We start from the raw sequence: 21,134 nt of genomic DNA on the forward strand, positions 1-21,134 counted from the left end.
CGATGAACAGGCAGCTTGCTCTTTTCTTCCTGTGCACAGTCGTGTGGCTCTCATCCTGCGGCGGCGGTTCTTCAGCCGTCTCGCAGGATGGGGGCGATACCGTTGCCTTTCGTTATGCAGAGCACATCTCGGCAGTTAAATACCCGGGATATATTAAGGTGGAGCTGGCCGACCCGTGGAAACCGGGCCGCACGCTGCACACTTACATCCTGGTACCCAAGCAAGACAAGCTGCCCGATGGCCTGCCGCAGGGCACCGTGGTGCGTACACCGGTGGAGCGGAGCGTGGTCTTCAGCACGGCCCACTGCCAGCTGCTGTATTACCTCGGAGCGCAGGATGCTATTGCGGGCGTATGCGATTTGAAGTACATCCTTATCCCCGATGTGCAGCGTAGAGCTGCCCTTTCCGCCTCGCCTGCCTCTGCCCGTCCCATTGTTGACTGCGGCGAAGGCCTTGCACCCATGACAGAAAAGATAATAGACCTGCGTGCCGATGCCCTTCTGCTTTCGCCTTTTGAGAACAGCGGAGGCTATGGCAAGCTGGAAAAGACAGGGATTCCACTCATCGAAGCGGCCGACTACATGGAGACCTCGGCCCTGGGAAGGGCCGAATGGATGAAGTTCTACGGCATGCTCTACGGCAAGGAACGGCAGGCCGACTCGCTTTTCAACATCGTTGACAGCACCTACAACAGCCTGAAAGCCGTGGCCGCGCGACTGCCCAAGGGGCGTTCTGTCCTGACGGAGCGCAAGACCGGCAGCGTGTGGTACTGTCCCGGCGGCCGCAGCTCCATAGGTTTGCTGATTGCCGACGCCAACGGCCGCTACGCCTTCAGTGCCGACCGCCACAGCGGCTCGCTGCCTCTGCCTTTCGAGCAGGTGCTCGATGAGGCCGGCAACACCGATGTGTGGGCTTTCAAATTCAATGGAGAAAAGCCGATGACCCGTGCCGATTTGCTGGCCGAATACCACGGATACGAGAGCATGAAGGCCTTCCGCACGGGCGAAATCTACGAGTGCAACTGCACCGTTACGCCCTACTTTGAGGAGACGAGCTTCCGTCCCGACTATCTGCTGCGCGACTTTATCCAGCTTCTCCACCCCGGAACCGACCTGGGCGGACTGCGTTATTACCGGAAACTCTGAATGAACAAAGGCGTAAGATACTGTATCGGATTGGGGCTGGCGATAGCTATGCTGTTCGTGCTGAACCTGATGGCCGGCTCGGTTGATATTCCCGCAGCCGACATCTGGCATATCCTCACGGGGCATGAAGCCGAGAGAGCCAGCTGGAAGTTCATCATCCTGGAGTCTCGGTTGCCGCAGGCGCTCACTGCGACCCTGTGCGGAGCGGCCCTGGCCGTTAGCGGACTGATGCTGCAAACGGCCTTCCGCAACCCGCTGGCAGGCCCCGGCATCTTCGGCATCAGCAGCGGAGCAGGCCTCGGAGTGGCGTTGGTCATGCTGCTCATGGGCGGCAGCGTGACGGCCGGGAGCCTCACTCTGAGCGGCTATGCAGCCATTCTGCTGGCCGCCTTTGCAGGAGCAATGGCGGTTACGGCCGTTATCTTCCTTTTTTCAACCATCGTCCGCAACAGCGTCATGCTGCTTATCATCGGCATCATGACAGGCTACATCTCCAATTCCGTTATCTCTCTGCTCAACTTCTTCGCCACCCAAGAGGGCGTGAAGAGCTACCTGGTGTGGGGAATGGGCAACTTCGGTGGCGTGTCGCTGCAGCAGATGCCGGTCTTCGCGGCCGTTACCGGAGCGGGTATCGTGGCCTCGGCGCTGCTCATCAAGCCGCTCAATGCGCTGCTGCTGGGCGAACAGTACGCCGAAAACCTCGGCATCAACATCGTGAGCGTACGCAACCGGCTGCTCGTGGTAACGGGTATTCTCACCGCGGTAACCACGGCTTTCTGCGGTCCCGTGGCCTTCATTGGCCTTGCCGTGCCCCACATGGCGCGCCTGCTGCTTACCACCGAAAACCACCGACAGCTGCTGCCGGCCACGCTCCTCATGGGTGCAGCCGTGGCGCTGCTGTGCAACATGGTTTGCTACCTGCCCCGCGAGAACGGCATCATACCCCTGAACGCCGTGACGCCGATTATCGGAGCCCCGGTCATCATTTACGTTATCGCACGCAAAACACACTGAACAATGAACAAGATATACACTAAATCGGGCGACGGAGGCACCACCGGCCTCCCCGGCGGAAGCCGGGTGAGCAAGCTCGACCTGCGCATCGAGGCCAACGGAGAGATAGATGAACTGAACGCCCTGATAGGTCTGGTGCGGGCGTCGCTGTCCGGAAACGAAGAAACCTGCAGTCTGTTAAAAGCCATCCAGCAATTGCTGATGGCCGTGATGACCCACGTTGCGGCATCGGGCAAGGGCGAACCGGATGGCTTACGAGGCATGTGCAGCCGGCTGGAGGCCGAAACCGACCGGCTGGCAACAGGCAACCGCTTCTGTTTCATGCTGCCGGGTGAGAGCCGCGAGGAGGCCTTGGTCCACGTTGCCCGTGCCAAGGCGCGAACGGCCGAAAGGCGGCTGTGGGCCGTGAACGAACGCTATCCGCTGGCTGCTGACGTGATGCAGTTCATGAACAGACTGTCGGACTATCTCTTTGCACTGGCCATCGGACTTTCCGAAGATACCGCCGCACGGCCGTGAGCGGAGCTGGAAGCAACCCTGCCGCGGGTGTTCGTGCTGTCCGTATGGGGCTGCGATTAATTTTGACAAACACCTTCTGTAGTTTCGCGTATTCGTAACGAAGCAGCCAGTTGGCTGCAAATACGCGAAAATAGGGCTTCTTTTATTTCGCTGGTTATCAGCATTTTGTGTTTTTCTTCCGTTTTCCGGGCGCCCGAAAGCTGCCTTTCGGGCCATCAAAAGCTCATTTTCCTTCGGCTTGGAGCTGCCTTTCAGCAGTCTTGAAGCTATCCTTCGGCAACCCTGGAGCTATGCTTCGGGGTGGCCGGCCGTGGCTTTCTGCCTTTTCCGGGCATCGGAACAGGCTATTTGGAGGCTATTTCGTACGAAACGGCTACACCGTTTTCTGGCATAAAATCAGGACAAACAGGCACGCCGTTCCGTAGCTCCGGCGCTGCCGTTTCAGATGATTCGCTGGTAAGCAAGCCGCTCCTCGCCGTTGAGCAGGTGGATGATGCCGCAGTAGGTGAAGCCGTAGGAGGTGATGAGATGCTGCATGATGCGGTTGTCGGCATGGGTGTCGATGCGGATGTTGCGGGTGCGGGTGAAGCAGAAATCCATCATGGCGCGGAACACGCCGTGGCTCTCGGGCGTGCTGGCCACGCGGTGGATGATGTAGTAAGGCTGCTCATCGTCGGCCCAACGGCCGTTGTAGATGGTCTTGTAGGTAGGGTCGGGGCCTTTCACAAATGCGAAAGTAGCCACCACGCGGCCGTCTTCCTCGCACACGTAGCTGGCGCCACAGTCGATGTCGGCCAGTATCTGGTCGCGCGAGGGCTTGCCTTCGGGCCACTGGTCCGGGTTGCCCGCAGAGCGCATAATCTGCCGGGCAGCGTCGATGATGGTCATGATGCGGTCGGTATCGGCCGTGGTTGCGGGGCGTATGGACAGTGACATGGGCGTTAACGGTTTGTCTCCCGCACTGCGGGAGTGAAGTTTCGGGACTTAATAAGCTGATTCGAACTCGCGCAGGAAGCGGCAGTCGTTCTCGGAGAACATGCGCAGGTCGCTCACGCGATACTTGAGGTTGGTGATGCGTTCCACGCCCATTCCGAAGGCGTAGCCGCTGTACACGCTGCTGTCTATGCCGCAGGCTTCGAGTACGTTGGGGTCTACCATGCCGCAGCCCAGTATCTCCACCCAGCCGGTATGCTTGCAGAAGCCGCATCCCTTGCCGCCGCAGATGTTGCAGGAGATGTCCATCTCGGCGCTGGGTTCTGTGAAGGGGAAGTAGCTGGGGCGCAGTCTTATCTTGGTATCGGGGCCGAACATCTCGCGTGCAAACGTGAGGAGCACCTGCTTGAGGTCGGTAAAGCTCACGCCCTTGTCAACGTACAGGCCCTCTACCTGATGGAAGAAGCAGTGGGCGCGGGCGCTGATGGCCTCGTTGCGGTACACCCGCCCCGGGCAGATAACGCGTATGGGGGGCTGGTGGGTCTCCATGTAGTGGCTCTGGTCGTTGCTGGTGTGGGAGCGCAGCAGGATGTTCTTGGTTACGTCGTTGGGGTTCATCTCAACGAAGAACGTGTCCTGCATGTCGCGTGCAGGATGGTCGGCAGCGAAGTTGAGCTTAGTAAATACGTGCAAATCGTCGTCCACCTCGGGTCCTTCTGCTAAGGTGAAGCCCATGCGGGAGAAGATGTTGATGATGTCGTTCTTGACGATTGTGAGCGGGTGACGTGTGCCCAGACGGATGGGGTAGGGCGTGCGCGTGAGGTCCAAGTCGTCGTTTTCGGCGTCTGCAGTTTCGGCTTGCTCCCTGAGTTCGTTAATTTTAGCTATCGCGGTTTGCTTGAGTTCGTTTATTTTCATGCCCACCGTCTTCTTCTGGTCGGCTGCAATGTTGCGGAAATCGGCCATCAGCGCGTTTATTTCTCCTTTCTTGCTGAGGTACTTCAGCCGCAGTTTCTCAACCTCTTCGGCATTCTGTGCGGAGAGTTCACTTACTTCCTTGAGCAGTTCGTCTATTCTATCAAGTATCATAGTCGTTTGTTACAATTTACCTGCAAAGGTAACATTTTTATGCTAAAACCAAGAAGATATCGAAATAAAGTTGTATTTTTGCAGCAATTTGAGAGTCTTTATGGTTCATAGAAGAAATGTGATATGAAAAAGGGAGCTTTCTTTATACTCTTTCTGGTGGCGTGTACGGCCATCAGCTATACCACAACCGGTTGTACAGACAAGAAGCCCGCAGCCGACAGCGTGGCCGTAGACACCGGCCGGGTGGACTCGGTTGTGGAGGATACGATGGAAACCATCATCGAACAAACGCCCATGCCCAAGGCTGCCGACGAGCTTTTTGACGACTTCTTCTTCAACTTCTGCGGCAACAGAAAGCTGCAGCGCAGCCGCATCCGCTATCCGTTGCCCGTCTACATGGACGGCAAGGTGAGCAGCCATATTGCCCAGAAGGAGTGGAAGATTGACCATTTCTTCATGAACCAGGGCTACTATACCCTCATTTTCGATAACCGCAAGCAGATGAACTTGATGAAGGACACCGCCGTGAACCACGTGGTGGTGGAGAAGATATACTTCAGTCAGAAGCGCGTGAAGCAGTATCTCTTCAACCGGGTGAACGGCCAGTGGATGCTCACTTCGCTCAATTTCAAGCCCATGTATGAAAATCAGAACGCCTCGTTCTGGCGCTTCTACGAGCGTTTCTCTACCGACAGTGCTTTCCAGGTGGAAAGTATGAACGACCTGGTGCAGTTCACCACCACCGACCCTGACGACGAGTTCCGCCAGATTGAGGGCTCCATGGCTCCCGAACAGTGGCCGTCGTTCAAGCCGGGACTCATCCCCTCGGGCATCATCTACAACATCATCTACGGCCAGGAATACCAGCAGAGCAGCCAGAAGATATTCGTTATTCGCGGCATTGCCAACGGACAGGAGGAGGAACTGGTGTTCCGTAAGCGCCAGGGACGATGGAAACTGATGAGTTTCAATGGCTGACGGGGCAACGGAATGATAGAACGCTACGACTATAATCTACTCAAACACAACACGTTCGGCATCGACGCCAAGTGCCGGAGATTTCTGGAATATGCCTCGACCCATGAGGCCGTGCAGCTTGTCGGCATGCTCACTGAAGCCGACCGGCCGCTGCTCATCATCGGGCAGGGCAGCAATCTGCTGCTCACAGGCGACTATCAAGGCACCGTCATCACTCCCCAGAACCGCTTCGAGGCCGAAATCCTGACACAGCCTTCGGCCTCCGGCCAGGTACTTCTTAGGTGCTGGGCCGGCACTACGTTTGATGACGTGGTGGAGTTTGCCGTTACCCACGGCCTTTATGGTGCCGAGAACCTCTCGCTCATACCGGGAGAGGTGGGAGCCTCGGCCGTTCAGAACATCGGCGCTTATGGTGCCGAGGCCTGCGACATCATACACCACGTCGAAGCGGTGGAGATAACCACGGGCCGCGTTCTTACCTTCAGCAATGCCGACTGCGCCTACAGCTACCGCCAGAGCAGGTTCAAGCGCGAATGGAAGGACAGGTTCCTCATTACGCATGTTACCTATCAGCTTTCGCGCACGTTTGCACCCCGCCTGGATTACGGCAACATCAGGGCGCGGCTGGCCGAAAAGCAAATCGGCCATCCCACTGCCCGCGAGCTGCGCGAAACCATCATCGAGATACGCAGAGCCAAGCTGCCCGACCCGGAAAAGGAAGGAAACGCCGGCAGCTTTTTTATGAATCCCGTTGTTTCGCGGGCCAAGTACGAGGAGCTGGAAGCCCGTTTCCCGGGCCTGCCGCACTACACCGTCGACGCCGACCACGAGAAGATACCCGCCGGATGGATGATAGACCAGTGCGGATGGAAGGGCAGAAGCCTGGGCCGCGCAGGCGTGCACGACCGCCAGGCATTGGTTCTGGTTAACCGGGGCGGGGCCACGGGGCAGGAAATCGTACAGTTGTGCGAGGCCGTGAGGCGGGATGTTTTCAGCAAATTCGGCATCGAAATCCATCCCGAAGTAAACATCAGGTAAATGGAAAGGAGAAGAACATGAGGCTTACTTTCTTGGGTACAGGTACGTCGGGCGGCGTTCCGTCGCTGGGATGCAGCTGCGAGGTGTGCCGTAGTACCGACCCACGCGACAGACGATTGCGCACGGCGGCGTTGCTCGAAAGCGATACAACGCGGCTGCTCATAGACTGCGGTCCCGATATTCGCCAGCAGTTGCTGCCGCTCCCGTTCCGTCAGCTTGACGGCGTGCTGCTTACACACATCCATTACGACCACGTGGCGGGCATAGACGACCTGCGGCCGTTCTGCATCTTCGGCGATATAAACATCTACGCCAATGCGAGCACGGTGCGCGGACTGAAGCAGACGATGCCTTATTGCTTCACAGAGAAGCTCTATCCCGGCGTTCCGCTGCTCAAGCTCCACACCATTACGCCCCATCAGCAGCTGCATCTGGGCGATATAGACATCACGCCCATTGAGGTGATGCACGACTGGCTGCCCATCCTGGGCTACCGTTTCGGCTCGCTGGCCTATATCACCGACATGAAGACCATAGCCCCCGCGGAGTACAAGTACCTGCGGGGCGTGGAGACGCTGGTGGTTAATGCGCTGCGGTGGGAGAAGCCCCACCACTCGCACATGCTCGTACCCGACGCCGTGAAGTTTGCCGAACGGATAGGCGCCCGCCGCACCTACTTTGTGCACATGACCCACCAGATAGGCTTCCATGCCGAGGTCAACAGGCTGCTGCCTGACGGAATGGAGTTTGCCTACGACGGGTTAACCATCGAGGTGTAAAGAATCAGCATAACTGACAAATCGGAACTAAAACGCCAGTTTTTACTAAATAATGTTATAAAAACGGCTTTAAAAGAACAAAATGCTTGTAAATAACGAGATTTATTCTTATCTTTGCAACGTGTTTTTCATAGTATTAGATTTAAGGTTAACAAGGTTGGAGTACGGCGGTACTCCTTTTCTTATGCCCGTAAGTCAACGGCCAAGGGCTCCGGAACTCGAGTTCGCAAGCCTTCAGAGCGGCTTTCTCCGCCTCTGCTCTAAATCCCTCTGCCGGCGGGAGTTCTGCCGTGGCCGTACTGGAGCTATGGTTCAAGCCTCTTGAAGCTATCCTTCAGGCGCCTTGAACCTATCCATCAAGAGGCTTGAACGATACCTCCCGCCCTGCCACCCGTGCGGTGAGGGCACAAAAAAGGCATAGACTGTAATCTATGCCGGCTGTAGGTTCAACTTATTTCTTGAACTTCCTGTAGAGCTTCCAGGCCAGAATGACGCCGTCGAGTACGCCTGCCCCGGTGTTCATCAGGCTGTTGAAACGCCTGGACGGGGTAGAGGCCGACTTGAAAGCCACGGGCTGGTGGAACAGGTTTGACCACAGGGAGCGAATCTTCTGGTCGTCTTTCTGGATGTCGGCGAGGAGCAGGGCCTTGCGGAGCCGTATCTCGTGAAGATTCTTATAGGGTGTTATCGGAGTTTCCAATGTACAATCGATGATTTTGAAAGATTATTTACCGAGGAGCAGACTGGCCAGGAAATGCACCAGAGGCTTCTCTATCCACGGCTTGCGGAAGATGATGAAGAGCATGAGCACCACAAAGTAGAAAGCGGCGACGATGGCAAACGCCCCCACCTGTCCGGTCAGAGGAGCCAGTGCATAGGCAACTGCAAAGCTCACGTAGATGAGCATCAGGATGAGCAGAAACGCCAGTACGCCCGCCATGATGAGTGTCGTGAGAACCCTGACAACCTTCTCCACCACGTCCAGCTTTACATATTCGCTTTGCAGACCAATGTAATGCTTGATGACTTCTACCAGCTGTCCGATGGTCTCTATATTCTTGTCGTTACTGAACACGTTATGTATTTTGCTTGATTAAGAACTTGGGAAAGGCACAGGGAGGGCTGCCGAGGCCTCCCTCCCCGCACTTGTAGCTTTCCCGCTGCGTTTACTCAGCGATGTTGGTAGCGGCGTCCTTGATGTCGTCTACCAAGTCATTCACGTCTTTCTTAGACAGTTTGAGGTCGTGTTTCTTGCAGAAGTCGTCTACTGCATCAACAATCTTGTTGCGGGTATCCGCACCTTTCTCGGGAGCCATGAGCAGGCCCAGGGCCGCTCCGGCAATGGCGCCACCTAAAAATGCGCCAATGTAACCTAATGTCTTCATAATCTTTCTTATTTTTAGAATTAAACAATGAGTTTCTTCGTCACCGTGTACCTTATTATATATAACGGTGTCTTGAAGTGACAAAAGTAGTAAAAGATATCTGAAGTACAACCAAATGCGAAGCCATTTTTTGTTAAAATAGTTGTATTTCCTTGATTTAACAAACTTTATGCGGCATTTTTCTGCGAGTTTAGTAGATATTTTGTAATTTCGCACATTATAGTTATGATAACAAGTTTAATTTCTAATAACCTATTAAGAATTATGAAGAAATTTATGGTTTTGTGCGCAGGGTTCTGCGCAGCGTTAGTTTTAGCAAGTTGTGGTTCAAGTAAGGAGAGTGCTTACAAGAAAGCATACGAGAAGGCAAAGGCCCAGGAAACCACTCAGGTATCTGAGGAGCCGTCGGCTGATGCAGTGTCTGTTACTCCGATGGTTGAGCAGCCCGCCACCCAGACAACGGTGGTTGATAATGTGGATAACGCCACCTATCGTACCGAGGATGTTACCGTTGTAAACGGCAGCGGCCTCCAGCAGTTCAGCGTTGTGGTTGGTTCATTCTCTCTGAAGGCCAACGCCGAGGGTCTGCAGAACACGTTGAAGGCTTCGGGTCTTGACGCTCAGGTTGCTTACAACTCAGAACGCAACATGTATCGTGTCGTAGCTTCGACCTTTGCTGATAAGGGTGCAGCTGTTCAGAGCCGCAATCAGCTCCGGGCAACTTATCCTGATGCTTGGTTGCTCTACAAGAAGTAAGCAGCGCGCTTGTGGCTACAGGCCGGGGCGGAGTGAAACTCTTCCGCCCCCGAACCCCATGAGTTAGCTGCCCACACCCATGCGAATACTTTCTATCGATTACGGTAAGAAACGTACGGGAATAGCAGTCACCGATCCATTGCAGCTCATAGCCAATGGATTGGCGACTGTTTCTACATCCCAGCTGTTCGACTTTCTGCGCGATTATGTAGGCCGTGAGCAGGTGGAGCGCATAGTCATCGGCAAGCCGATGCAGCCCAATGGCGCTCCCAGCGAGAACCTGCAGCGCGTAGAACAGTTTGTGAACAGATGGCGCAAGGCCTGCCCCGCCATTCCCATTGAGTACTACGACGAGCGCTTTACGAGCGTGTTGGCTCACCGGGTGCTGCTGGACAGCGGGGTCAAGAAGAAGACCCGGCGCGAGAACAAGGGGCTGGTAGACGAGATAAGTGCCACCATCATCCTGCAGGACTGGATGTCGGCGCGCCGCTGACGGCCGTCAGCCGCTTTTGTAGTGGCTACACCCGGCGCGGGCAGGTGGCGTGTTTCTGCGTTTCATAATTAAAAGAAAAAACTCAATTAGATGATTTTACCAATTTACGTTTACGGTCAGCCTGTTCTCCGCAAGGTAGCTCAGGACATCCCGACCGATTATCCCGGCTTGAAAGAACTTATCGACGACATGTTCGAAACGCTCACTAACAGCGAGGGCGTTGGACTTGCCGCGCCCCAGATAGGCAAGTCCATCCGCTTGGTGGTGATGGACCTTGACGTGCTGAAGGACGATTTTCCCGAGTATGCAGGCTTCCGTCATGTCTTCATCAACGCCCATATTATAGAGGCCGACGAGAACAGTCCCGCCGAAACTCTGGAGGAGGGATGCCTCTCCATACCCGGTTTGCACGAGAACGTAACCCGCCCCACGCGCATCCATGTGCAGTATCTGGACGAGAACCTGCAGCCTCACGACGAGTGGGTGGAGGGCTATCTGGCCCGCGTCATGCAGCATGAGTTCGACCATCTGGACGGAGTAATGTACGTGGACCGCGTTTCGCCGCTCCGCAAGCAGCTCATCCGCAACAAGCTGCGCGCCCTTACGCAGGGCCGTTACCAATGTGCTTACCGCACTAAACCGCTCCGCAAGTAACATTCGCCCCATCGTTTAAGCCTCGCCAAGTCTCCCTCAAGGGATGCTGTCTGAACTGATTTCATGTGATGAAATACCGTTATCTGAAAATAGACATGCTGTACATTCCTTCTTTACGGGAGGTTTGGCGAGGCTTTCTTTTCTCCTTTTTCTTTCTCCTTCTTCCTTTTTCGGCCTCGGCGCAGTACAATGTAGACAAGCTGCTCACCAACGGCGAGGTGGCTCTGCACTACGAGGACTACGTGCTCTCCATACAGTATTTCAACCGGGCCATCGCCCTCAAGCCCTATCTTTACGAACCCTGGCAGTACCGGGGCGTAGCGAAATTCTATCTCGACGACTTCGTGGGCGCCGAGAGTGATGCCACGGAGGCCATCCGGCTCAATCCTTACATCGACGCACTCTACGACTTACGGGCCATTTCCCGCATCCGCCAGAAGAAGTTCTCCGATGCCATTGCCGACTATACGGCGGCCATCGGGCTCAACCCTGCCAGCCAGAACTTCTGGTTCAACCGTGCCATCTGCCGCATGAACGTGAAAGACTACAAGCAGGCTCACCTGGATGTAGACACCATCGTGAAGCGTTGGTCGAAGTTCTCGAATGCCTATTCGCTCAACGCCGAAATCTATCTGCAGGAGAAGGACACCACGATGGCGGCCCGATGGCTGGACAAGAGCCTGGCGCTTGACCCCTATGACGGCGATGCCTGGACAACGCGAGCCTACATCAGTCTGGCCCGCCGCCAGTGGAAAGATGCCGACGCGTTCCTGAGCAAGGCCATTCATCTAAAGCCCAAGCAGGCCGGCAACTACGTGAACCGGGCGCTGGCACGCTACAACATGAACAACCTGCGCGGCGCCATGGCCGATTACGACGCGGCCATAGACTTCGATCCCAACAACTTCCTGGCCCACTACAACCGCGGACAGCTACGCATGCAGCTCGGCGACGATAACCGCGCCATCGCCGATTTCGACTTTATCATCCGCCTGGAGCCGCAGAACTTCATGGCCATCTTTAACCGCGCGCTGCTCCATGACCGCACGGGAAACCTGCGGGCGGCCATCCGCGACTACACCACAGTTATCAACCAGTTTCCCAACTTCTGGACCGGACTGTCCTACCGGGCCAGTTGCTACCGCCGGCTCGGCATGACCGCCAACGCCGAACTCGACGAGTTCCGCATCTTCAAGGCACAAATGAACAAGCATCTGGGCATCCAGCCGCGCTGGAGTAAGAACAAACGCAAGCAAATACGCAAGCGGAGCGAGATAGATCTCGATAAGTACAACGAGCTGGTAGTGGAGGACAACAACGAGGTTGAGCACGAGTACAAGAGCGAATATCGCGGACGAGTGCAGAACCGGAGCGTAGACGTGGCCTTCATGCCCATGTACACGCTCTCTTACTCCAAGTATAGCAACGGCGTGGAGAGCTACCAGGCCTTTGATGCCGAGGTTGAATCGTTCAACAAGGACGCCCATCCGGCCCATCGCCTGTACGTGAACTGCAACCCGCAACAACTCTCCGAGAGCGCCTCGAAGGTGTATTTCGCCCTCATTGACAGCCTCTCCGCCCATATTGACGCCGCCCATGCGGTGGGTCAAACAGCCCGTTACCTGCTGCAAAGGGCCGTGGCCTACAGCGTGGTGCAGAACTACGACGCCGCCATCAACGACCTCACCACCTACCTGCAGATAGACAGCACGCTCTCAATGGCCTACTGGCAGCGGGCCGTCTGCCAGAGCGTGATGAACGAGTACAATGCCTCGCGCGGCACGGATACGCGCCTCAAGGCGGCCAGTGCCAAGTTCGATTTAGACAAGGCCATCGCACTCAACCCCCGTAACGCCTACACCTATTATAACAGGGGCAACCTCCATGCTGCCGACAAGCAGTACTCGCTCGCCACGGACGACTATACCAAGGCCCTTGCCCTTGATGCCAACCTGGCCGAGGCGTACTATAACCGCGGTCTGGCGCGTATCTACAGCGGCAACAAGGCAGAGGGAATACGCGACCTGAGCCGTGCAGGAGAGCTCGGAATCTACAGCGCCTACAGCGTCATCAAGCATTTTGCGGCCGATAAATAGTTATTTTCTCGGTCTGCAATTGCATTCTCCGTTGCCGGCCACAGCCTCATCCCGGCTTGTATCTTGGCTTATTTCCACATTCATTTTGTGCTGACGTAGGTTCGGTTTCACATCCTTCAGCATCCCTGAAGCTATGCTTCGCGAACTTTCGACAAGTGTCGCACGATTGTGTGACACTTGTCAAATGATCGTGCGACACTTGTCGAAAGTTCCCGCTCCTTATCTTCAACACCGCCGGAGCAAGTTTTTTACGCCCTTCATAATGCCGTTTTTTATCTCCATTTGCTGTAGGTCTTTGCCTTGCAGCTTGTTAGTTACCTTGTTCCTCTGATTTATCATCCCCTCCTAACCTCCCCTTTCTAAGGGGAGGAACTGGTTAGCCCTACAGCTTGTAATGGGAACAAAAAGGGAGCTAAGTATTAGCTGAAGAACTAATTGGTATCCTCCCCTTGGAAAGGGGAGGCGGGGGAGGGGATGATAAACGGTCAGCGTGCCACAAAAACATCGCCTTTAGCTGCATTCGGTTTTCTTTCCGGAAAAGAAAAAAGGTGCTTTCTGCTTGCGAAGAGAGCTTCTGTAAAATACCCGGTTCATTATTTGGAGCTAACGGAAGTTTTGCCTATATTTGCCTGCCGATGGCACTTTCCCGCTACGAATGCAGGCTGTGCCGTCAGCAAACCTAAATACATGATGGCATGAGGCACCCTTATCAGCAATATGAAAACACTCCGGCATGGGAAAAAGTGAAGCGGATAATCCTCGACTTGGAGGCAAACAACGATATCGAATTGCTCACCCCAGTAGAATATGTGGTGGGATATCTGTGCCGGGAGATGGCCCCTTGGCTCACGGAAAAGACACCGCAAGAAGATGAAAATAACAGATGAGTTCAGTCAACTGGCCTTTTCGGTATTCCAGGTAGAGACGCTTGCCGCTGTAAAAGATGCGGTGAGAGACATTTTCTGTGCTGATTTTGGAGGCGGAACAGCCACGTTCTCCGACCGTGCTTTCAGCATCAGAGAGTTTTGCCATCCCCATGTTGGGGGTGCTCACGACGACGTATTCTGCTGCTGGCAGACCCTGCAATATCCTGACAAGGTGTTTTTCGTTTCCAATTCGGCCGACGGTCGGCAGACCCTTTGCCGTGTGCTACACCTCAGGCTCAAGTGTCCGTACTTGCAATGCAGTCTCTCCGGTGGCGCCGACTACCCGTTCTGCTCGTTCCACTACACGTCCGCAGATGGGGCAGAGCGGGATGTCTTGGCCTACAAAGACCCGCAGTGGACCTTTTATGACAGAGGAACGCCGCTGCCGATAGAGGATGTGAGCCTGTACAAAAGCCGCAGGATAAGAGACCGCTTGAACAATGACGTCATTCTGTTGTACTTAGAAAGGCTCGGCATCAAGTTCGAGTTGATGGACAAAGATGTGTCAGGGCACTTTATATGTGTACGGCAGCAGAAGCTGTTGCCATAATTGTGTCGTGTCGCGAGCTGGCAGGCAACGGCCGGAGTGGCGGCACCGGCGCGGCTTGATTTTATGGAAAAAAGAAGCCCGTTTGTAGACGTAAGTCAAAAATAAGCCTTACCTTTGCAGTCGATTCGATAAATAAACTAATTTGTTATGGTTAAAATCACATTTCCAGACGGCTCTGTTCGTGAATACGAAGAGGGCGTAACTGGGTTACAAATCGCCGAGAGCATATCGCCGGCTCTCGCTCGCAGCGTTGTATGTTGCGGCCTCAATGGCGAAATAGTGGAACTCAACCGACCCATCCATGCCGATGCCAAGTTCGCTCTCTACAAGTTCGAGGACGAGGAGGGCAAGCATACGTTCTGGCACACATCGGCCCATCTGCTGGCCGAAGCACTGCAGGAGCTCTATCCCGGCATTCAGTTCGGCTTCGGTCCCGCTATCGAGAACGGGTTCTTCTACGACGTGATGCCTGCCGAAGGGCAAAGTATCTCGGAGAATGACTTCCCAAAGATTGAGCAGAAAATGATGGAACTGGCCCGCAAGGACGAACCCGTGGTGCGCAGGGAGATAGCCAAGGCCGACGCGCTCAAGGAGTTCAAGGCCGACGGACAGGAGTACAAATGCGAGCATATAGACCAGGATTTGGAGGACGGAACCATCACCACCTATACTCAAGGCAACTTTACAGACCTCTGCCGCGGCCCTCACCTCATGTCGACCGGTCTCATCAAGGCCGTGAAGATTACGAGCGTGGCCGGTGCCTTCTGGCGCGGAGACGCCAAACGCGAGCAGATGACGCGCATCTACGGCATCACCTTCCCCAAGAAGAAGCTGCTCGACGAGTATCTCGTCATGCTGGAAGAGGCCAAGAAGCGCGACCATCGCAAGATTGGTAAGGAGATGGAACTCTTCATGTTCTCCGACCGCGTGGGCAAGGGTCTGCCTATCTGGCTGCCCAAGGGCACGCAGCTGCGCCTGCGCCTGCAGGACTTGCTGCGCAAACTCCTCAAGCCCTACAACTATCAGGAGGTAATAACGCCGGGCATAGGAGGTAAGAGTCTCTACGTTACTTCGGGTCACTACGCCCACTACGGCAAAGATGCGTTCCAGCCCATCCACACCCCCGAGGAGGACGAGGAGTACATGCTCAAGCCCATGAACTGCCCTCACCACTGCGAAATCTACGCCCGCAAGCCGCGTTCCTACAAGGACCTGCCGCTGCGCATAGCCGAGTTCGGAACGGTGTTCCGCTACGAGAAGAGCGGCGAGCTGCACGGACTTACGCGTGTACGCACCTTTACACAGGACGACGCCCACATCTTCGTGCGCCCCGAACAGGTGAAGGCAGAGTTTGAGAACGTGATAGACATCATCCAGAAGGTGTTCGGCGTCTTCGGTTTCGATAACTACGAAGCCCAGATTTCGCTGCGAGACCCGAAGGATACCGAGAAGTACATCGGTTCCGACGAGGTTTGGGAAGAGAGCGAGAACGCTATTAAGGAAGCCTGCCAGGAGAAAGGTCTCAACGCCAGAGTTGAGATAGGCGAGGCTGCCTTCTACGGACCCAAGCTCGACTTCATGGTCAAGGACGCCATCGGCCGCCGCTGGCAGCTGGGCACCATACAGGTAGACTACAACCTGCCGGCACGCTTCAAGCTGGAATACACGGCCGAGGACAACTCCAAGCAGACGCCCGTGATGATTCACCGGGCCCCCTTCGGCTCGCTCGAACGCTTCACGGCAGTGCTCATCGAGCATACGGCAGGCCACTTCCCCCTGTGGCTCGCACCCGACCAGGTGGCCATCCTGCCCATCTCCGAGAAGTATAACGACTATGCAGACGAGGTGAAGAAGTTCTTCGACAGCAAGGATGTGCGCTCTTATATCGATGACCGCAACGAGAAGATAGGTCGCAAGATACGCGACAACGAGCTGCGCCGCGTGCCCTATATGGTTATAGTAGGCGAGAAGGAAGCAGCCGAAGGACTCGTTTCCATGCGCGTACAGGGCGGTGGCGAGCAGGCTACCATGCCCATGGCAGAGTTTGCCGGCCGCATCAACGATGAGGTTGCAAGCCAGCTGGTGGCAGCCGAGGCATAGGCGGGACAGTGATTTCTGTGTCCCGCTGCAGAACAAACAGCAGGTCTCATGGAACAACCAAGGTTCCGTGAGACCTGTTTCTGTTTAAAATAACTCATTAAAAATTTGGCTAATACACTTGAAATCGTTAACTTTGCAGCCGTTTAGCAAAGTAGACAACATAATATAGTTGAATGAAGAATGACAGAATGAAAGACCAGTACCGCGTGAATAATCAAATTCGCGTCAGGGAAGTGCGTTTAGTGGGTGACGAAGGCTCGGAGGTTGTTCCTACCCGTCAGGCATTGGATATGGCCCGTCAGCAGGGTGTAGACCTTGTGGAGATTTCGCCCAATGCACAGCCGCCTGTATGTCGTCTCATTGACTATAGCAAGTTCCTTTACCAGCAGAAGAAGCGTCAAAAGGAAATGAAGCAGAAGCAGGTGAAGGTAGAAGTGAAGGAGATACGTTTCGGACCGCAGACCGATGAGCACGACTACCAGTTCAAGCTCAAGCATGCGCAGGAGTTCCTCACCGAGGGCAACAAGGTGCGTGCGTACGTTTTCTTCCGCGGACGCTCCATTCTGTTCAAGGAACAGGGCGAAGTCTTGCTCCTGCGTTTTGCCAATGACCTCGAAGAGTACGGAAAGGTAGAACAGCTGCCGAAGCTCGAAGGCAAGAAGATGTTTCTCTACCTGGCCCCCAAGAAGATTGGAGTAACCAAGAAGAGCCAGCAGAAGCGTGACCGCGAAGCCGAAGAGGCAGAAAACAAAGAAGCTGTCGAGAAGGCCAAGAACGCCGAAACGGAGCAGAACACCGATGAACAGCAGGCCGACAGCCTGCCACTGAGTGGCGGCATCTTCGACAATGCCAAGAACGGCGCTGAAGCTCTCAGGAAACTTAAAGATTGAAAACAGTGCGTAACGCCCGGTATATGCGTTGCCACGATATAGTAAAAACAACAATTTAAAAAACAAAAAAATGCCAAAGGTAAAGACAAACTCCGGTGCGAAGAAGAGATTCCGTTTCACCGGTACCGGTAAGATTAAGAGAAATCATGCTTACCACAGTCACATTCTGACTAAGAAGACAAAGAAGCAGAAGAGAAATCTGGTACACTCTACACTTGTAGACTCAAGCAACTTGAAACAGGTACGCGACCTGCTCCGCCTGCGTTAAATCATTTTTAGTCGAATTAATTAAAGGAAAAGAAAACTATGCCAAGATCAGTAAATCACGTTGCTTCAAAAGCAAGGAGAACCAGAATTCTGAAGCTCACAAAGGGTTACTATGGAGCTCGCAAGAATGTTTGGACGGTAGCAAAGAATACATGGGAGAAGGGTCTTACGTACGCTTACCGCGACCGTCGTAACAAGAAACGCAACTTCCGCGCACTGTGGATACAGCGTATCAACGCCGCTGCACGTCTGCAGGACATGAGTTACAGCCAGCTGATGGGTGCCCTGCACAAGGCAGGTATCGAGATTAACCGCAAGGTTCTTGCCGACCTTGCCGTCAATAACCCCGAGGCTTTCAAGGCCATCGTAGACAAAGTGAAGTAAATAAAGCCCCTTGCGCAGTGCTTCTCATAAGGAGCAGCCACAGGGTTTTAAACCTTACAATAAGTAAAAAGAAGAGGACTGTCGCTCGATTGCGGCAGTCCTCTTTTGTTATTTGCCCGTTCCGGGCTTCTGCATAGTGCTTTTAGGCAGTCCAGCCGATAGCCGGCGGAAAGTTTCGACACTTGTCGCATCATCGTGTGACAAGTGTCGAATTCATGTGCGACAAGTGTCGAAAGTTCCCGAAGCATAGCTTCAAGGCGGCGATGGGGCAGATTTGAGCATCCTGACAGGCTGAATGCAGAAAGGTTTTCGGCTCATTTTTTAATTGGTCAAGACGATTTTTCGTTCCCGTTCTCTTGCGTCCTGCTTGTTTTTTCGCTATTTTTGGTGCCGGAAACAGAGGCGGTATCGCATACTACAGTTGTGGTACAGCGGAGATGCCGGATATAAATATTATCGGTATGGAGAACATGAAGCAACTTTGCGGATGGCTTGTCGTGGCGGTGCTGATGGCTACTGCGCCTGCATGCAGGGGCGGGAAAGCCGCAGAAACGGTTGGTGCCGTTGTGATAGACACAATGACTACGGCCGAAATAGACTCGCTTCCGGAGGAGGTAGAGGGCGCCGGCTGTGCTTATTACCGCACTCCGGTCATCACGAATGGGGTAATAAGTCAGACAGATATCATCTTCATTTCGGCTCACCCCTATGCTGCAATGAAGTTGGACGGCAAGAAACAGCTGCTTGAAATGGTGGACAGCATCAGCAACTTTGACCGACAAGTGTTTGCGAACCAAGCCTACAAGGTAACTGTTTCCGTGCAGCATACGAAGCACTGGCCCGGTGATGAAGAAGCGGGTGGGGGACTCGAGGACGGCGAACTCAAGGTTGAGAAGCACGACGGGCGCCATGTCAGGTTGCGTTATTACGGTTATTGTGGCTGCTGAGGCGGCAGCCGGCGGCACATGGCGTATGCCCACAGGCCGGCGAAGCCTGCCAGCGGTTAGGCTGCCTGTAAAAAACAAGCCTGCGGGCAGGCTCTGATGGGCTTACTGCTCATACTTGTTCAGAATGCGCGGGCAGCCTATAAAAACTGCCATTTATTTTGTTTTCCGGCACGATTTTTGTATTTTTGCATCTTGATAAAAATGCAATCAATGATTTCAGTAGAAGGACTGACGGTAGAATTTGGCGTCAAGCCCCTGTTCCGCAACGTGGGTTTCGTCATCAACGACCGCGACCGCATCGCCCTGGTGGGTAAGAACGGGGCCGGCAAGTCTACCATGCTCAAGATACTCTGCGGCCTGCAGAAGCCTACGGACGGCGTTGTGGCCGTTCCTGCCGATACCACCGTGGGCTATCTGCCGCAGGTGATGAAACTTTCGGACGATACAACGGTAAGGGAAGAAACCCGCAAGGCGTTCAGCCAAACTACCAAGCTGCAGGCCCTACTGGCACAGATGCAGCAGGAAATGGCCGAGCGCACCGATTACGAGAGCGACGACTATCGCCAGCTGATAGAGCGTTTTACACAGGAGCACGACCGCTTCATGATGCTGGGCGGCGAGAACTACGAGGCCGAAATGGAGCGAACGCTCGTCGGGCTCGGCTTCAGCAGGAGCGATTTCGACCGTCCCACACGCGAGTTCTCCGGTGGTTGGCGCATGCGTATAGAGCTTGCCAAGATACTGCTTCGCAAGCCCGACGTGCTCTTGTTGGACGAACCTACCAACCATCTCGACATCGAGAGCATCCAGTGGCTGGAGCAGTTTCTGCAGCAGAGCGCCAAGGCAGTGGTGCTGGTGAGCCACGACCGCGCCTTCATCAACAACGTAACGAACCGCACGTTGGAGATAACATGCGGCCATGTGGAGGATTACAAAGTCAGGTACGATGAGTATGTAACGCTGCGCAAGGAACGCCGGGAGCAGCAGTTGCGGGCCTACGAGAACCAGCAAAAGGAGATAGCAGACACCAAAGCCTTCATAGAGCGGTTCCGTTATCAGGCCACCAAGGCCGTGCAGGTGCAGCAGCGCATCCGTCAGTTGGAAAAAGTAGTGCCCATAGAGGTAGACGAGGTGGACAATGCTGCCATGCACCTGAAGTTCCCGCCCTGCCTGCGCAGCGGCGACTATCCCGTTATCTGCGACGACGTACGCAAGGACTACGGCCGCCACACGGTGTTCGACCACGTAACGCTGACCATCAAACGGGGCGAGAAAGTGGCCTTTGTAGGCAAGAACGGAGAAGGAAAATCAACGCTCGTAAAGTGCATCATGGGCCAAATTCCTTTCACCGGGACGCTTAAAGTGGGCCATAACGTGCAGATAGGCTACTTTGCGCAGAACCAGGCACAGCTGCTCGACGAAAGCATCTCTATCTACGAAACCATCGACCGGGTTGCAACGGGCGACATGAGGCTCAAGATAAACGACCTTCTGGGTGCCTTCATGTTCGGCGGCGAGACGTCGGACAAGAAGGTGAAGGTGCTCTCCGGAGGCGAACGCAGCCGCCTGGCAATGATCAGGTTGCTGCTGGAGCCCGTCAACCTGCTCATCCTCGACGAGCCTACCAACCATCTCGACATGCCTTCCAAGGACGTGCTGAAGGAGGCCATCCGTGCCTTCGACGGCACTGCCATCATCGTGAGCCACGACCGCGAGTTCCTGGACGGCCTCGTGACCAAGGTCTACGAGTTCGCCGACGGCAAGGTCAAAGAACACTTAGGCGGCATTTACGACTATCTGCAGGCCCACAACGCCGAGACCATTCACGAGGCCTTGGACGCTGCAACGGCTTCGGCAGAGCCCAAACAGGCCATTGCCGAACCGGAAACACCGGCCTCGGCAAGCAGGCAGAGCTATCAGGAACACAAGGAACAGCAGAAGAAGATACGCGTTGCTCAGCGTGCCGTAGAGGCCTCGGAGAAGAATATTGCCCGCATGGAGAAGCGTATGAAGGAACTCGACGAGCTCTTCATGCAGCCCGAAAACGCGTCGGACGTCGAGCTGGTGACCGAATATACGTCGACCAAAGAGGCGCTCGACAAGGAGAACGAGCACTGGCTGGAGCTTTCCGAAGCCCTGGAAAACCTGCAGCAATAAGCATCACACAAAGCGAAACATTATTAACATAAAG

At 54.8% G+C, this 21,134-nt stretch carries 22 protein-coding genes; 17 read left to right on the top strand and 5 right to left on the bottom strand.

The genetic code is table 11. The annotated features are described in order from the left end of the window. Positions 1-2: 2 nt before the first annotated feature. Genes BMW31_RS06845 through BMW31_RS06855 form a run of 3 tightly spaced genes read left to right on the top strand, consistent with a single transcriptional unit; the run spans position 3 to position 2,678 of the window. Positions 3-1,145, top strand: a complete 1,143-nt coding sequence (locus BMW31_RS06845) for an ABC transporter substrate-binding protein (RefSeq protein WP_091823072.1) — start codon at positions 3-5, stop codon at positions 1,143-1,145. Then, positions 1,146-2,159 carry an iron ABC transporter permease gene (locus BMW31_RS06850; protein WP_091823076.1) on the top strand — a complete coding sequence of 338 codons (1,014 nt, stop codon included), beginning with the start codon at positions 1,146-1,148 and terminating at the stop codon, positions 2,157-2,159. A gap of 3 nt (positions 2,160-2,162) precedes the next feature. Beyond that, positions 2,163-2,678, top strand: coding sequence for a cob(I)yrinic acid a,c-diamide adenosyltransferase (locus BMW31_RS06855; protein WP_091823080.1), 516 nt, complete (start codon positions 2,163-2,165; stop codon positions 2,676-2,678). A 441-nt stretch (positions 2,679-3,119) separates the two neighbouring features. On the opposite strand, the gene BMW31_RS06860 is transcribed toward BMW31_RS06855, so the two are convergent. Then, a complete protein-coding gene (locus BMW31_RS06860; protein WP_091823083.1) occupies positions 3,120-3,614 on the bottom strand; it encodes a GNAT family N-acetyltransferase in 495 nt (164 codons plus the stop codon). Between the two features lie 48 nt (positions 3,615-3,662). Further along, positions 3,663-4,700: a phenylalanine--tRNA ligase subunit alpha gene (gene pheS, locus BMW31_RS06865; protein ID WP_091823086.1), complete on the bottom strand. Its 1,038-nt coding sequence runs from the start codon at positions 4,698-4,700 to the stop codon at positions 3,663-3,665. 123 nt (positions 4,701-4,823) lie between these two features. Between pheS and BMW31_RS06870 the strand changes: the two genes are divergently transcribed. The 3 genes from BMW31_RS06870 to BMW31_RS06880 are packed head-to-tail and all read left to right on the top strand — an operon-like array spanning position 4,824 to position 7,495. Further along, positions 4,824-5,678 (top strand): DUF4348 domain-containing protein, encoded by an 855-nt coding sequence (locus tag BMW31_RS06870; protein WP_091823089.1) that lies wholly within the window; start codon positions 4,824-4,826, stop codon positions 5,676-5,678. A gap of 12 nt (positions 5,679-5,690) precedes the next feature. After that, positions 5,691-6,716: a UDP-N-acetylmuramate dehydrogenase gene (murB, locus tag BMW31_RS06875; RefSeq protein WP_091823092.1), complete on the top strand. Its 1,026-nt coding sequence runs from the start codon at positions 5,691-5,693 to the stop codon at positions 6,714-6,716. 17 nt (positions 6,717-6,733) lie between these two features. Next, complete coding sequence (locus BMW31_RS06880) at positions 6,734-7,495, top strand: MBL fold metallo-hydrolase (protein ID WP_091823095.1); 762 nt, start codon at positions 6,734-6,736, stop codon at positions 7,493-7,495. Between the two features lie 451 nt (positions 7,496-7,946). Here BMW31_RS06880 and BMW31_RS06885 read toward each other — a convergent pair whose 3' ends face one another. From BMW31_RS06885 to BMW31_RS06895, 3 genes are all read right to left on the bottom strand, one after another. Next, the gene (locus BMW31_RS06885) at positions 7,947-8,195 is read right to left on the bottom strand and encodes a hypothetical protein (RefSeq protein ID WP_091823097.1); all 249 of its coding nucleotides are present in this window, start codon (positions 8,193-8,195) and stop codon (positions 7,947-7,949) included. A 24-nt stretch (positions 8,196-8,219) separates the two neighbouring features. Beyond that, positions 8,220-8,570 (bottom strand): phage holin family protein, encoded by a 351-nt coding sequence (locus BMW31_RS06890; RefSeq protein ID WP_091823100.1) that lies wholly within the window; start codon positions 8,568-8,570, stop codon positions 8,220-8,222. A 91-nt stretch (positions 8,571-8,661) separates the two neighbouring features. Beyond that, a complete protein-coding gene (locus BMW31_RS06895) occupies positions 8,662-8,880 on the bottom strand; it encodes a YtxH domain-containing protein (protein ID WP_091823103.1) in 219 nt (72 codons plus the stop codon). Between the two features lie 264 nt (positions 8,881-9,144). Between BMW31_RS06895 and BMW31_RS06900 the strand changes: the two genes are divergently transcribed. From BMW31_RS06900 to BMW31_RS06955, 11 genes are all read left to right on the top strand, one after another. Then, a complete protein-coding gene (locus tag BMW31_RS06900) occupies positions 9,145-9,636 on the top strand; it encodes an SPOR domain-containing protein (RefSeq protein ID WP_091823245.1) in 492 nt (163 codons plus the stop codon). A gap of 79 nt (positions 9,637-9,715) precedes the next feature. Next, the gene (gene ruvX, locus BMW31_RS06905; RefSeq protein ID WP_091823106.1) at positions 9,716-10,129 is read left to right on the top strand and encodes a Holliday junction resolvase RuvX; all 414 of its coding nucleotides are present in this window, start codon (positions 9,716-9,718) and stop codon (positions 10,127-10,129) included. Positions 10,130-10,219: 90 nt separating this feature from the next. After that, positions 10,220-10,783: a peptide deformylase gene (def, locus tag BMW31_RS06910; RefSeq protein WP_091823108.1), complete on the top strand. Its 564-nt coding sequence runs from the start codon at positions 10,220-10,222 to the stop codon at positions 10,781-10,783. 95 nt (positions 10,784-10,878) lie between these two features. After that, positions 10,879-12,879, top strand: a complete 2,001-nt coding sequence (locus tag BMW31_RS06915; RefSeq protein ID WP_091823248.1) for a tetratricopeptide repeat protein — start codon at positions 10,879-10,881, stop codon at positions 12,877-12,879. Between the two features lie 870 nt (positions 12,880-13,749). Further along, complete coding sequence (locus BMW31_RS06925) at positions 13,750-14,355, top strand: hypothetical protein (protein ID WP_091823113.1); 606 nt, start codon at positions 13,750-13,752, stop codon at positions 14,353-14,355. Between the two features lie 147 nt (positions 14,356-14,502). Next, positions 14,503-16,455, top strand: coding sequence for a threonine--tRNA ligase (gene thrS, locus BMW31_RS06930; RefSeq protein WP_091823116.1), 1,953 nt, complete (start codon positions 14,503-14,505; stop codon positions 16,453-16,455). 173 nt (positions 16,456-16,628) lie between these two features. Beyond that, a complete protein-coding gene (gene infC / locus BMW31_RS06935) occupies positions 16,629-17,345 on the top strand; it encodes a translation initiation factor IF-3 (RefSeq protein ID WP_091823119.1) in 717 nt (238 codons plus the stop codon). 70 nt (positions 17,346-17,415) lie between these two features. Continuing rightward, on the top strand, positions 17,416-17,613 hold the full coding sequence (gene rpmI, locus BMW31_RS06940) for a 50S ribosomal protein L35 (protein ID WP_091823122.1): 198 nt from the start codon (positions 17,416-17,418) through the stop codon (positions 17,611-17,613). A gap of 38 nt (positions 17,614-17,651) precedes the next feature. Next, on the top strand, positions 17,652-17,996 hold the full coding sequence (rplT, locus tag BMW31_RS06945) for a 50S ribosomal protein L20 (RefSeq protein WP_091823125.1): 345 nt from the start codon (positions 17,652-17,654) through the stop codon (positions 17,994-17,996). Positions 17,997-18,457: 461 nt separating this feature from the next. Further along, entirely contained in the window at positions 18,458-18,943 is a 486-nt protein-coding gene (locus BMW31_RS06950) for a hypothetical protein (RefSeq protein WP_177166287.1), read from the top strand. A gap of 210 nt (positions 18,944-19,153) precedes the next feature. Beyond that, positions 19,154-21,100 carry an ABC-F family ATP-binding cassette domain-containing protein gene (locus BMW31_RS06955; RefSeq protein ID WP_091823131.1) on the top strand — a complete coding sequence of 649 codons (1,947 nt, stop codon included), beginning with the start codon at positions 19,154-19,156 and terminating at the stop codon, positions 21,098-21,100. The last annotated feature ends 34 nt before the right edge of the window (positions 21,101-21,134 follow it).

Source organism: Prevotella sp. kh1p2, from assembly GCF_900111525.1.
GTDB lineage: Bacteria > Bacteroidota > Bacteroidia > Bacteroidales > Bacteroidaceae > Prevotella.

Bases quoted from the DNA above. Each gene is read 5' to 3' on its own strand.
- BMW31_RS06845 (WP_091823072.1), top strand. From the start codon at position 3: ATGAACAGGCAGCTTGCTCTTTTCTTCCTGTGCACAGTCGTGTGGCTC.
- BMW31_RS06850 (WP_091823076.1), top strand. From the start codon at position 1,146: ATGAACAAAGGCGTAAGATACTGTATCGGATTGGGGCTGGCGATAGCT.
- BMW31_RS06855 (WP_091823080.1), top strand. From the start codon at position 2,163: ATGAACAAGATATACACTAAATCGGGCGACGGAGGCACCACCGGCCTC.
- BMW31_RS06860 (WP_091823083.1), bottom strand. From the start codon at position 3,614: ATGTCACTGTCCATACGCCCCGCAACCACGGCCGATACCGACCGCATC.
- pheS (WP_091823086.1), bottom strand. From the start codon at position 4,700: ATGATACTTGATAGAATAGACGAACTGCTCAAGGAAGTAAGTGAACTC.
- BMW31_RS06870 (WP_091823089.1), top strand. From the start codon at position 4,824: ATGAAAAAGGGAGCTTTCTTTATACTCTTTCTGGTGGCGTGTACGGCC.
- murB (WP_091823092.1), top strand. From the start codon at position 5,691: ATGATAGAACGCTACGACTATAATCTACTCAAACACAACACGTTCGGC.
- BMW31_RS06880 (WP_091823095.1), top strand. From the start codon at position 6,734: ATGAGGCTTACTTTCTTGGGTACAGGTACGTCGGGCGGCGTTCCGTCG.
- BMW31_RS06895 (WP_091823103.1), bottom strand. From the start codon at position 8,880: ATGAAGACATTAGGTTACATTGGCGCATTTTTAGGTGGCGCCATTGCC.
- BMW31_RS06900 (WP_091823245.1), top strand. From the start codon at position 9,145: ATGAAGAAATTTATGGTTTTGTGCGCAGGGTTCTGCGCAGCGTTAGTT.
- ruvX (WP_091823106.1), top strand. From the start codon at position 9,716: ATGCGAATACTTTCTATCGATTACGGTAAGAAACGTACGGGAATAGCA.
- def (WP_091823108.1), top strand. From the start codon at position 10,220: ATGATTTTACCAATTTACGTTTACGGTCAGCCTGTTCTCCGCAAGGTA.
- BMW31_RS06915 (WP_091823248.1), top strand. From the start codon at position 10,879: ATGCTGTACATTCCTTCTTTACGGGAGGTTTGGCGAGGCTTTCTTTTC.
- BMW31_RS06925 (WP_091823113.1), top strand. From the start codon at position 13,750: ATGAAAATAACAGATGAGTTCAGTCAACTGGCCTTTTCGGTATTCCAG.
- thrS (WP_091823116.1), top strand. From the start codon at position 14,503: ATGGTTAAAATCACATTTCCAGACGGCTCTGTTCGTGAATACGAAGAG.
- infC (WP_091823119.1), top strand. From the start codon at position 16,629: ATGAAGAATGACAGAATGAAAGACCAGTACCGCGTGAATAATCAAATT.
- rpmI (WP_091823122.1), top strand. From the start codon at position 17,416: ATGCCAAAGGTAAAGACAAACTCCGGTGCGAAGAAGAGATTCCGTTTC.
- rplT (WP_091823125.1), top strand. From the start codon at position 17,652: ATGCCAAGATCAGTAAATCACGTTGCTTCAAAAGCAAGGAGAACCAGA.
- BMW31_RS06950 (WP_177166287.1), top strand. From the start codon at position 18,458: ATGGAGAACATGAAGCAACTTTGCGGATGGCTTGTCGTGGCGGTGCTG.
- BMW31_RS06955 (WP_091823131.1), top strand. From the start codon at position 19,154: ATGATTTCAGTAGAAGGACTGACGGTAGAATTTGGCGTCAAGCCCCTG.